Consider the following 11,463-nt stretch of genomic DNA (forward strand, 5'->3'; position numbering starts at 1 on the left):
TGTCGTCTCCGTTCACGCGCCGGGTTCCGTCAGGCGCCGGCCGGCCGGCCAAACAGGCCCTGCGGTCGGACGAGGAGGATGAGAGCCATCAGGCCGAACATGACGATGGTCGCCATCTCGGGAGCGAATAGCGCGGTCATGCTCACGGCGACGCCCACGAGCAGCCCCGCCACCACGGCCCCGAGCAGCGATCCCATGCCGCCGATGACGGTGACGACGAAGGCCTCCGCCAGCACCAGCGTGCCCATCTCCGGGCTCACGTTGCGCATGGGCGCGGCCAGCACGCCGCCCAGCGCGGTGAGGCCGACGCCGAGGCCGAACACCAGCAGCCACAGCCGGCTCACGTCCACCCCCAGCACTTTCATGATGAGCGGATCGCGCGCGCCAGCCCGCACGATGAGGCCGAAGCGGGTCTTCTCCAGCGCCACCCAGAGCAGCAGCAGGACGACTGCCACCACGCCCATGACGAACAGGCGATAGATGGGGAAATAGCCGACGCCGAGATCCACCACGCCCTGAAGCGCGTCGGGCGCCGAGAAGGGAATGCCGTCCGTGCCGAAGGTGATGCGCACGGCCTCCACCAGCACATAGCCAAGGCCGAAGGTGAGCAGCAGCGGATCATCCGGCGTGCGGCCATAGAGCGGGCGGATAAGGAAGCGCTCGATGAGCATGCCCAGCACGCCGACCGCAAGGGGAGCGACGATGAGCGCCCACCAGAAGCTGCCGGTCTGCGCGGCGACCCACAGCCCCGCATAGGCCCCCACCATGAACAGGGCGCCATGGGCGAAATTCACGATGCCCAGCATGCCGAACACGATGGTGAGCCCGAGGGCGACCATCACCAGGATCGCCCCGAGCGCGAGCCCGGAGAACAGCTGCATGAGGATGAGTTCAAGGTCCATCGGGCGTCTCTCGGGGCGGACTTGCGGAGCGCTTCTCCCCTCTCCCCTTGCGGGAGAGGGGCCGGGGGTGAGGGGTTGGATCGCGCTCTGTTGCTGCCTTCCCCTCATCCGTCTCGCGGCTGAGCCGCGATCCACCTTCTCCCGCAAGGGGAGAAGGGATCAGGTCTCAGGTCGGGAAGCCCAGTTCGCCGCAGGAGCGCAGCATCTGCTCGGAGCCGGGGAGGTTCTCGACGATGTCGAACAGGTCCTGCTCACTCTTCATGTCGGCCTTGGCCTTGGACTTCAGGACCAGCACCGACTGCACCGACTGGTGGTCGCACTTGCGGAAGTATTGCGGGCCCTTGGCCACGTCATACTTGAGGCCTTCCAGGGCCTCGACCACCTTGTCCGTGTCCGTCCCGCCGGCCTTCGCCATGGCCAGGAGCAGCGCAGAGACACCGGTGAACCCGTACGCGCCGTAATCGGTCGGAAGCGAGCCGTACGCCGCCTTGTAGGCATCGTTGAACGCCTTGGCGGAGGGGATGGTGCTCTCCAGCGCCCAATAATAGTTGGCGCCGCCGATGATGCCCTCGAACACGTCGGGCGCCACGGCGATGCGCTGGTTGTGCAGCAGCACGGGCACCACGATCTGCATCTGCTTCTTCATGCCGAAGTCGTTGGCCTGCTTGATGGAATTGGCCTGGTCACGACCGAAGTTGCAGATGGCGAGGATGTCCGGCTTCAGGGCGCGGATGCGGGGCATCAGCGTGGAATAGTCCGCCGCGCCGAAGGGGTGGAGGATTTCGCCGACGATCTCGGCGCCGAGTTCGCCGGCGGCGCGCTTGAAGCCGCGCATCATTTCGTGGCCGTAGGCGTAGTCGGCGCCGAGCAGCGCCACCTTCGAGCCCTTCTTGAAGGTCGCCCGCGCCACGGCGGCCGTAGTCATGTGCGGATTGAGCGCCTCGTGGAAGGTGTACTTCGAGAAGTCTTTGACCTCGTTGATGGTGTCGGACTGGCTGATGGAGACGTAGATGACGCCACGGGCGCGCGTCACTTCGTTCACCGCGAGCTGAACGGCGCTGGAGAGCGCGCCGACCACCGCGTGGACCTTGTCCTTCTCGATCAGCTCAAGGGTGCGGGTCGCTGCCTCGCCGGCATTCAGCTTGTCGTCGCGGACCAGCAGCTCGACCTTGCGGCCGGCGATGCCGCCATTGTCGTTGACGAGCTTCACGGCGAGTTCCGCGCTCTTCACTTGGTCCTTTGCCTCGGCGCCGAAGGGGCCGGTGAGCGGGGTGGGGAAGCCGATGCGGATGGTCTCCGCCTGCGCCCGCACAATGGCCGGCGACGCGATGAGGCCGACGCCCGCGGCGCCGAGGCCGGCGAGCACGGTGCGGCGGGATACGCTGGAGAGGGGATGGTCGGTCCGCTTGGTCATGAAATCCTCCCGGTGTGTCTTGTTTTTTGGCTGTGGGCGGTCGTCAGTAGGCACCGAGCGCTTTGAGGATGCGCGCGGGGGTCATGGGGATCTGGGTCAGCTCGGCGTTGAGCGGTGCGAGGGCGTCGTTGACCGCGTTGAGCGCGGCGGCGGACGAAGCGGCGGTGCCCGCCTCGCCGCAGCCCTTGGCACCAAGCTCTGTATCGCGGGTCGGCGTTTCCATGTGGGCGATCACGATGTCCGGCATCTCGCAGGACATGGGCACGAGATAATCGGCGAGCGAGCCGTTCACGAGCTGGCCGGCCTCGTCGTAGCGGCATTCTTCGAAGAAGGCGGCGCCGAGCCCCTGCACCACGCCGCCGCGCACCTGCTCCTCCACGAGGAGCGGGTTGATGATGCGGCCGCAATCCTCCACCACGAAGTGCTTGAGGATTTTGACGAGCCCTGTCTCCGCATCCACCTCCACATGGCAGCCGTGGATGCCGTTGGTGAAGGCGAACGGATAGCCGGACGGCGCATAATGGTGCGCCACCGTGAGCTGTGCATCGGTGCCCGGCGGCAGCGTGTCGGAGCGGAAATAGGCGATGCGTGCGACCTCGGCGAGGCTAAGGCGCGCGGCGCCCCCCGCCTTGTCCACCACCTCGGCATCGACGAGATCAAGGTCGCCCGGCTGCGCCTGGAGGATGGCGGCGGCTACGTTCAGCACGTTGGCCTTGAGCTTCTTCGCCGCCTGAAGGGCCGTCTCGCCGCCGATCCCGGCACCGCGGCAGGCCCATGTGGCACCGCCGTGGGGCGTCACCTCGGTGTCACCGGTGATGACGCGCACGATGTCCCGGGAGACACCGAGATAGTCAGCGACGATCTGGCCGATGATGGCCTCGGTCCCCTGCCCCTGCTCCGTCACCGAAATCAGGCAGCGCACCTCGCCGGACGGGGTGATCTTGATGACCGCCCCATCCTGCGCAGAGATGCGCGCCCCGCCGATGCCGTAGAAGGCGGGCGTGGGATTGGTGATCTCGACGAAGGCCGCGATGCCGATGCCGCGATGGATGCCGCGGGCACGCAGCTCCGCCTGCTCGGCGCGCAGGCGGTCATAGTCCATCAGCGTCTTGAGCTTCGCGAGACAGGCTTCGTGGGAGAGCTGCTCGAACTTGAAGCCGGTGAGCGACTGGCAGGGATAGGCGTCGTCCGGAATGAGGTTACGCGCGCGCACCTCGAACGGGTCGAGCCCGGTCGCGGCAGCGGCCTTCTCCATCAGATGCTCGGTCACGGCGCAGGCGATGGGATGGCCCACGGCACGATACTGGCTCGTCTGCGTCTTGTTCTGGAACACCACCTTCAGATCGGCGCGGTAGGCCTCTAGCAGGTAGGGCGCGCCGATGAGGCGGATGACCTGGTTGCCCTCCACCGCGCTGGTGCGGGGATAGGTGGAGAAGGCGCCGATGGCGGTCTCGTCCTCCACCGCCATGGCGAGGATGCGGCCGTCCGCGCCCACTGCCGCCTTCGCCTTCACGCGATGGTCGCGGGCATGGATGTCGGAGACGAAGGCCTCCAGCCGATCGACCACATATTTCACTGGCCGGCCGGCGAGCATGGACAGGCCGATGACCGCCATGTCCTCGTGATAGACGTGCAGCTTCACGCCGAAGGAGCCGCCCACATCCGGCGCCGCCACCCGCACGCGGGCTTCGGGAATGCCGTAGTGGCGGGAATAGAGGTCCTGGAACTGGAACGGTGTCTGGGTGCCGTGATGGACGGTCAGCGCATGTTCGCTCGCGTCGTAATCGGCGATGAGCGCGCGCGGCTCCAGCGTCACGCCGGTGTGGCGGCCGAAGGCGAGGTCCGCTTCCACCACATGCGCGGCAGACGCGAACAGATCATCCACCGCGCCGCTCTCCAGCGCCGAGCGGAAGCACAGATTGTCGGCGAAGCCCTCCACGAGGCGGGGCGCATCGGGCGCCAGCGCCGTGTCGAGATCGGCGAGGACGGGCAGGTCCTCATACTCGATCTCCACCAGCTCGCAGGCATCCTCGGCGGCGGCACGGCTTTCCGCCACCACGGCCACCACCGCCTGCCCGCTCCATGTCACGCGGTCGAGGGGCAGCGGAAGCTGGGGCTCGGACTTCATGCCCTTGAAATGGTCGAGCGTGCCCACCCACGGCGTACACAGCTTCGCAAGGTCCTCCCCCGTCGCCACCAGAGCAACGCCGGGCGCCGCGCGGGCGGCCTCCACGTCGATGCTGACGATGCGGGCATGGGCGAAGGGCGAGCGCACGAAGGCCGCATGCAGCATGCGCGGCAGCTTCATGTCGGTGACATAGTTGCCCCGCCCCGCCACCAGCCGCTTGGCATTGGGGCGCGGCAGCGGGCGGCCCACATGAACGCCCGGCTCAAGATGGGGCGCCGCGCCGAGCGGACGGTCGAACGGGGCGTTCATTCTGCACCCTCCCCGTTCGCCTTGCGGGCGGCGGCCTCGATGGCGTCCACGATGGCCTCGTAGCCGGTGCAGCGGCAGTAATTGCCGGAGATGGCGTCGCGAATCTCCTCGCGATCCGGCACGCCACCGTTCGCGATCAGGGCGTGGGCGTTCACCAGCATGCCCGGCGTGCAGAAGCCGCATTGCAGCGCGTTGCGCTCATGGAACGCGTGCTGGAGCGGCGCCAGCGCGCCGCTGGCGACAAGTCCCTCCACCGTCTCGACGCGCTGCCCCTGCGCCTGCACAGCGAAGACGAGGCAGGAATGCACTGGCACCCCATCCAGCAGCACGATGCAGGCGCCGCATGCCCCCATCTCGCAGCCCACATGGGTGGCGGTGAGCTCGAGGTCCGTGCGCAGGAAATCCGCCAGCGTGGTCCGCGGCGCGACCATGCGGGCGATCTGTTCACCATTGACGGTGAGGGAGAGGGGGACTGCGCCCGCCATCATATTCATGAGCAGGTCTCCAGCTTGCGCAGCAGACGCCCGAGCAGGACGCGCGCGAGGTGGCGGCGCATGGCGGCGGGAATCTCGACGTCGTCCAGCGGATCGATGTCCGTATCCAGCGCGCGCTGGGCGGCGGCGATGGTGTCGGCATCGAGCGCCTTGCCGGCGATCTCGGCCTCGGCGTTGCGGGCGCGCACCGCCGTCGGGCCGACAGAAAAGAGGGCGATGCGCGGGTTGTCGATAATGGCCCCGTCTCGCTCCGCGAGGATGCCGCCGCCGACCATGGCGTAGTCGCCGCGACGCCGCGCCATCTCGTCGAAGGCACAGACATGGCGCGGCCCGGCGGCGGGCACATGCAGCGCCACGAGGATTTCTCCGGGCTCGATGGCGGTCTGGTAGAGGTCCTGAAAGAAGTCATCGGCGGCAACGCGGCGCATGCCGTCGACCCCGGAGATTTCCATCTCGGCGCCCATCGCCAGCATCATGGCTGGGAATTCGGACGCCGGATCGGCCAGCGCCACGCTGCCGCCGACCGTGCCGCGATTGCGGATGGCGGGATGGGCGACGAAAGGCGCGGCGGCCGTGAGCAACGGCGCATGGGTCCGGATCAGCGGCTCGGTCAGCGTTTCGGCATGGCGGGTGAGCGCGCCGATGCGCAGGGTTTCCCCGTCCAGCCGGACGCCGCGCATCTCGGGAATCGCGCAGAGGTCGATCAGCACCTGCGGCGCCTGCAGCCGCATCGCCAGCGCCGGCACGAGGCTCTGCCCGCCGGAGATGTAGCTCGCATCCCCATCGGCCCCGGCAAAGGCGGCATGCGCCTCGGCAAGGCTCGACGGACGCGCATAGGCGAAAGCGCGGGCTTTCAAGGGCAGGCTCCTCCCGGTCGAGCGTGGCTTCATTTTAGTGACCACTTGGTCACAACATGATCTCAGGCCGGTGTGCCTGTCAATAGTGCTGCGCGACCATTGGCGAAGAGCTTGGGAAAAGCGCGGGCAGGCAAATCATTGCAGTGCAGCGCGACGCTATTCCCGTCCGGATATATGATTATTGCCTTCCTTCATCTTTTCCTCGACTTCACTCGCCACAGGAGCTGCCGCCGCGACGTGGGAGCGGGCGTCGCCGCGCTCGGAGACCCTTGGTGGCGCGGGAAGGTTGCGCTATCGCAGGACGGTGGGCGCCCGGCCCATGCGCCGAACGGACTCGCCTTGAAGCCCACTCCCGACCAGAAGCCGACGCCGCCCACCCGCCCCCGTCGCCAGCACATGCGCGCGGCGGATCGCGAACAGGCGATCATCGAGGAAGCCGTGCGCTTCTTCGCCGAGCACGGATTCGAGGGACAGACGCGCGAGCTGGCGAAGCGGATGGGAATCACCCATTCCGCCATTTACCGCTACATCCCTTCCAAGGAAGCGCTCATCGAGCGGGTCTACGAGCACGTCTATCTCAGCCGCTGGAAGGCAGACTGGGCGCCTCTCGTGACCGACCGATCCAAGCCGTTGGAGGCGCGGCTCACGCAATTCTATCTCGAATATGTCGAACAGGTTTTCGACTACCACTGGGTGCGAATCTTCGCCTTTTCCGGCCTCAAGTCGTTCGACATCACCAGCCGCTACCTCATGATCGTCCGCGACCAGATCATCCTGCCCGCCTGCGCCGAGCTCAGGGCAGAGCTGAAGCTGCCGGCCCCCGGCGAAATTCCGGTCAGCGAACGCGAGGCCGAGCTGTTCTGGGGTCTGCACGGGCGCATTTTCTACCTTGCGATCCGCCGCTACGTGTACCGCACCACGACGCCGGAGGATCTCGACCCCATCGTCCGCGACGCAGTTCGCGCCTTCCGCGCCGGTGTCGCACCCGTGCTGAAGGACATCCTGGCGCAAGCCGGAGCCTGAAGAATGAAGGGCCTCGGGAGGGGGTTGCCCATATGACGTTACGTCATGTTCGCCCCTCGCCAAGACGGCCTTCCCTTGGTAAAGTTTCCGTGCGAACGGCCTTGTTCTCGCCGTCGTGATCTGGTCTAGCGTGGGGCGTAAAGGGAAAAGAAACCGAATTTCGGCAAGGTTGCAGGGCTGGCGGGAATGTGCGGCGGGGCCGCGCGGGCGCAGCGTTCAGAGCCGGTGGTCGGTCGGAGAAGATCCGAACCGGGCAAGGTTTGTGCGATGCGTTAGACCGAGGGACCCTGCGATGGACGAACGGAGCCGGTACCGACCGGCAGCGCTGATAGCGGGGACCATGAGGCACTCGGACCGGCAGGAATACGCGGCTTGGCAGGACGACGCGAGCGAGCATGACGCGCGCGCGGGCCATGACGCAGGCTTGCGCGACCACGGTGAATGGGACCGCGACGACGCTGATCCCCATGCCGACTGGCATGACCGGGCCGACTGGCACTGGACGCCGCATGTCCACGAGGAGGAGGTCGATGCCTCCGACTACGACCCCCACGCCTCGGATCCCCGGCCGCGCAGCACGTCCCGCCGCGGCACCCTCGTCGGCATCGGCACGGGCGTCGTTGCCGGCCTGATGGTTGCCGCAGGGGCCGTCTGGTACACGCAAGGCTCGTTCGCGTTCGGCGTCTCCGCACCGCCGCCCCAGATCGTCAACCGCCCCCTCGTCCGCGAGCTCAGCATGGCGGCCGCGGGAACGACCGTGACCGAGATTTCGCTCGTCGTCGGCTCCGGCGCGCTGGGCGTCGATCCGGGCAGCATCTACCTGACCAACGTGGCCATTGATGGCCGGTCCTTTGCCGCCGGGCCTGGACCGTCGGACAATTCCGCGCGCCTCACCGGCCGCGTCGTGCCGCTGCCCATGGCCAATCCGCTGAACCGGAACCAGGTGGCTGCCGCGGACGGAATCAAGGCGCTGGAACAGTTTGACCAGGGCGCGGTGCCTCTGCCCCTGCGCAAGCCGGCCATGCCGAACCAGCGCCTCGCCTACGCGTCCCTGCCCGACGCCTCCCTGACGGACACGCCCTCTGCCGTCCCCGGCAGCCAGGCCCCGGCTCCAGAGACGCCGACGCTCTCAGAGGATGAGCCGGCGCTGCCCACGCCCGGCAGCGGCTATGCCATCTACGACATCAAGGCCAAGGTCGTCTACATGCCGAACGGGGATCGGCTGGAAGCCCATTCTGGCTACGGCGATACCTTCGACGACGTGCGTGCCGTCAACAAGCGCATGGTGGGCCCGACCCCGCCCAACACCTACCAGCTGACCATGCGCGAATCCCTGTTCCACGGCATCGAGGCGGTGCGCCTCAATCCCATCGGAACCGGCCGGATGTACGGCCGCGCCGGCATCCTCGCCCACCCCTATCTCCTTGGTCCGCGTGGAGATTCCAACGGCTGCGTGTCGGTCAAGGACTACGACAAGTTCCTTGCCGCCTTCAAACGCGGTGAAGTGAAGAAGATGGTGGTGGTGGCCGAGCTGAAGCATGGTCCCAAGAAGGAAGAGAACTTCCTCCTGTCCTTCCTGAAGCCCAAGGACCAGTAGGGCGCCGGGGCGCCCTACCGCTGCAGGGCAAACTTTGCTCTCGGCGCCATTTCGACAATCCAGCAATGGCAAGGGTGCACGCCGGCTTTCGGTAGCGGCCAACCTCAATTCTGGCTGCAGTGCAGCAGAATGCACGCCATTCTTGCGCCACATCAAATTTCGCTGGCTTTCCGGATAGATACGGATGCTCCCGCACCCGTAGATCAACGGAATTGACCCGAGGGAGAGACGGGACCTTAGCTGCGGCCATTCGCACGTGCGAAAGCAACGTCCGGCCTGTCGCAATCGTTGGGCCGGCGAGAGACGGGAGCCCGTCATGGCCGCCGATACGCCTGCCCCCTCCCCTGTCCTTTCCCCCTTCCAGAACCTGCTGCCGTTCGACCCGAACGCCGCGATGTCGGCATTCCAGAAGGGACTTTCACCGGCATTCAACCCACAGTTCGGCATGGGTTCAGGTGCGAGTCAGGCCGGACCTCTCGGCGCCTACCTCGTGGACGCCGCCCAGCGCCAGGTCCTCTTCCTCGACCTCCTCCGCCGGAGGGGGAACGAGCAGCACGATATTACCTCACGACCCATGGCGACGGTGCTCTCCTTCGACCATGAGGTGCTGGTGAGCGGGCGGGCGCTGCCGCGGCCGATCAACTACTCCCTGTCCCGCATCGTCCCGCCCGCCGGAGTGGTGGTGGACCCGCGGAAGCGGCCGGTGGTGGTGGTGGACCCGCGCGCCGGGCAGGGGCCGGGCATCGGCGGGTTCAAGACCGAGAGCGAGATCGGCGAGGCGCTGGGCACCGGGCATCCGGTCTACTTCATCGGCTTCGCCGCCGAGCCGGAGCCGGGGCAGACCTTCCTCGACGTGGTGGAAGGTCAGGTCTCCTTCTTCGAGCGGATCCGGCAGATGCATCCGGAGGCCCCGCCCACCTTCGCCATCGGCAATTGCCAGGCCGGCTACCAGACGCTGATGGTAGCGATGCTGCGGCCGGACCTGTTCGGCCCCTGCATGGTGGCGGGCTCGCCCATGTCCTACTGGCAGGGCGTGCACGGCAAGAACCCCATGCGCTATTCCGGCGGCCTGCTCGGCGGCTCGTGGCTGACCAACCTCGTCAGCGACCTCGGCGGCGGCAAGTTCGACGGCACCTGGCTGATCCTGAACTTCGACAATCTGAACCCGGCCAACTGGCTGTGGGGCAAGCAGTATGACGTCTGGTCGAAGGTGGACACCGAAGGCCCGCGCTATCTCGAGTTCGAGAAGTGGTGGGGCGACTTCATCAAGCTGAACGGCGACGAGATCCAGTTCCTGGTCGATGAATTCTTCATCGGCGACAAGCTCACCCGCAACGAGGTGCGCTCCACCGATGGCAAGGTGTTCGACCTGCGCAACATCTCCTCGCCGGTCATCGTCTTCACCTCTCAGGGCGACAACATCTCCCCGCCGCCGCAGACGCTGGGCTGGATCCTCGACCTCTACAGGGACGTGGACGACATCCGCGCCGAGGGCCGCACCATCGTCTATTGCATGAACCAGAAGGTGGGCCACCTCGCCATCTTCGTCTCCGCCAAGGTCGGAGCGAAGGAGGACGAGGAGCTGGTGCGCCTCATGGACCTCATCGACTGCCTGCCCCCCGGCCTCTACGAGCTGGTCATCGAGCCGGCGTCGGAAGAGCAGGTGAAGGCCGGCGGCCCGGCCTGGCATTCCCGCTTCGAGCTGCGCTCGCTGGACGACATCCGCGCCTATGGCCGCAACAGCGTGGAGGATGATCGCGCCTTCGCCGCCGCGCGGCGGGTGTCGGAGATCAACCACTCGCTCTATCGCACCTTCCTCCAGCCCGTCGTGAAGGCGATGGCGACGCCGCAGCTCGCGGATGCGCTGTTCCGCTTCAATCCGCTGCGGCTCTCCTACTCCCTGTTCGCGGATACCAACCCGCTCATGAAGGGGGTGGAGAAGCTCGCCGCCGACGTCACCACGGCCCGCAAGCCGGCGGACGCCTCCAATCCCTTCGTCACGGCGCAGAACTTCTGGTCCGACCAGATCAACGCCGCCCTCGACGGCTGGCGGGACATGCGCGACCGGGCCGTGGAGCAGTCCTTCTTCGCCGTCTACGGCTCGCCGGTGCTGCACGGCCTTCTGGGCCTCAACCTCGACGGGAAGGTCCGCGAGCTGCCGGCCAACAGCCCGCAGAAGGAAGCCTTCCGCGACCGCAAGATCGCCGAGTTCCGCGACCGCGTGGCCGAAGGCGGCTTCAACGAGGCGCTGGTGCGCGCCTCGCTCTACGTGCTCTCGGTGACACGCGCGCTGGACGAGGCGGCCGCCAGCTCGCTCAACGAGACGCGGCAGAAGCTGATGCAGCTCTCGCTGCCCGAGTTCAAGACGCTGGTGCGCGACCAGTTCTACATCCTGCTCCTGGAACGGGAGAAGGCGGTGGAGGCCATCGCCCGTCTGGTCACAGATCCGGGCCAGCGGCAGGATCTGGTGAACAAGGTGGTCGGCGTCGCCACGGCGGATGGCACCTACACCCCCGGCGAGCGGGCCCTGGTGGAACGCCTGGCCGAAATCCTCGGCGTCTCGGCGCCGAAGACCGTGGCGCTGGCAGCGGTGAAGACCGCGCCGGCCCCCGTGCCCGGCCAGAACCTCCCCGCAGCCGTCTGAGCCGGGAAGACGGGCGCGGCGCATCCCCCGCGCCGCGCCCGGACTTCTCTTTTCCCCGGCCCGCCTGTTCCTCGCCTTCCCTCCCAGTGACGCGC

Annotated in this window: 8 protein-coding genes; 3 read left to right on the forward strand and 5 right to left on the reverse strand. The window is 67.3% G+C overall.

What is annotated here, in order from left to right:
• Positions 1-29: 29 nt before the first annotated feature.
• The 5 genes from A37E_RS0123800 to A37E_RS0123820 form a co-directional block, all read right to left on the reverse strand.
• Complete coding sequence (locus A37E_RS0123800) at positions 30-902, reverse strand: branched-chain amino acid ABC transporter permease (RefSeq protein WP_029558908.1); 873 nt, start codon at positions 900-902, stop codon at positions 30-32.
• A 166-nt stretch (positions 903-1,068) separates the two neighbouring features.
• Complete coding sequence (locus A37E_RS0123805; protein WP_029558909.1) at positions 1,069-2,316, reverse strand: ABC transporter substrate-binding protein; 1,248 nt, start codon at positions 2,314-2,316, stop codon at positions 1,069-1,071.
• 43 nt (positions 2,317-2,359) lie between these two features.
• Positions 2,360-4,753: a xanthine dehydrogenase family protein molybdopterin-binding subunit gene (locus A37E_RS0123810; protein WP_029558910.1), complete on the reverse strand. Its 2,394-nt coding sequence runs from the start codon at positions 4,751-4,753 to the stop codon at positions 2,360-2,362.
• A complete protein-coding gene (locus A37E_RS0123815) occupies positions 4,750-5,238 on the reverse strand; it encodes a (2Fe-2S)-binding protein (RefSeq protein ID WP_029558911.1) in 489 nt (162 codons plus the stop codon). The genes A37E_RS0123810 and A37E_RS0123815 overlap by 4 nt, the downstream gene beginning before the upstream one ends.
• 5 nt (positions 5,239-5,243) lie before the next feature.
• Positions 5,244-6,104 carry a xanthine dehydrogenase family protein subunit M gene (locus A37E_RS0123820; RefSeq protein ID WP_029558912.1) on the reverse strand — a complete coding sequence of 287 codons (861 nt, stop codon included), beginning with the start codon at positions 6,102-6,104 and terminating at the stop codon, positions 5,244-5,246.
• A gap of 396 nt (positions 6,105-6,500) precedes the next feature.
• Between A37E_RS0123820 and A37E_RS0123825 the strand changes: the two genes are divergently transcribed.
• The 3 genes from A37E_RS0123825 (at position 6,501) to A37E_RS0123835 (ending at position 11,368) form a co-directional block, all read left to right on the forward strand.
• The gene (locus A37E_RS0123825) at positions 6,501-7,127 is read left to right on the forward strand and encodes a TetR/AcrR family transcriptional regulator (RefSeq protein WP_038193646.1); all 627 of its coding nucleotides are present in this window, start codon (positions 6,501-6,503) and stop codon (positions 7,125-7,127) included.
• A gap of 340 nt (positions 7,128-7,467) precedes the next feature.
• Complete coding sequence (locus tag A37E_RS26200) at positions 7,468-8,724, forward strand: DUF2778 domain-containing protein (protein ID WP_051679299.1); 1,257 nt, start codon at positions 7,468-7,470, stop codon at positions 8,722-8,724.
• A 316-nt stretch (positions 8,725-9,040) separates the two neighbouring features.
• Positions 9,041-11,368 carry a DUF3141 domain-containing protein gene (locus A37E_RS0123835; RefSeq protein WP_197023036.1) on the forward strand — a complete coding sequence of 776 codons (2,328 nt, stop codon included), beginning with the start codon at positions 9,041-9,043 and terminating at the stop codon, positions 11,366-11,368.
• The last annotated feature ends 95 nt before the right edge of the window (positions 11,369-11,463 follow it).

The sequence above is a fragment of the Xanthobacter sp. 91 genome (assembly GCF_000702385.1).
Lineage (GTDB): Bacteria > Pseudomonadota > Alphaproteobacteria > Rhizobiales > Xanthobacteraceae > Xanthobacter > Xanthobacter aminoxidans.

Coding starts and splice junctions, on each gene's coding strand:
- A37E_RS0123800 (WP_029558908.1), bottom strand. CDS start 902: ATGGACCTTGAACTCATCCTCATGCAGCTGTTCTCCGGGCTCGCGCTC.
- A37E_RS0123805 (WP_029558909.1), bottom strand. CDS start 2,316: ATGACCAAGCGGACCGACCATCCCCTCTCCAGCGTATCCCGCCGCACC.
- A37E_RS0123810 (WP_029558910.1), bottom strand. CDS start 4,753: ATGAACGCCCCGTTCGACCGTCCGCTCGGCGCGGCGCCCCATCTTGAG.
- A37E_RS0123815 (WP_029558911.1), bottom strand. CDS start 5,238: ATGGCGGGCGCAGTCCCCCTCTCCCTCACCGTCAATGGTGAACAGATC.
- A37E_RS0123825 (WP_038193646.1), top strand. CDS start 6,501: ATGCGCGCGGCGGATCGCGAACAGGCGATCATCGAGGAAGCCGTGCGC.
- A37E_RS26200 (WP_051679299.1), top strand. CDS start 7,468: ATGAGGCACTCGGACCGGCAGGAATACGCGGCTTGGCAGGACGACGCG.
- A37E_RS0123835 (WP_197023036.1), top strand. CDS start 9,041: ATGGCCGCCGATACGCCTGCCCCCTCCCCTGTCCTTTCCCCCTTCCAG.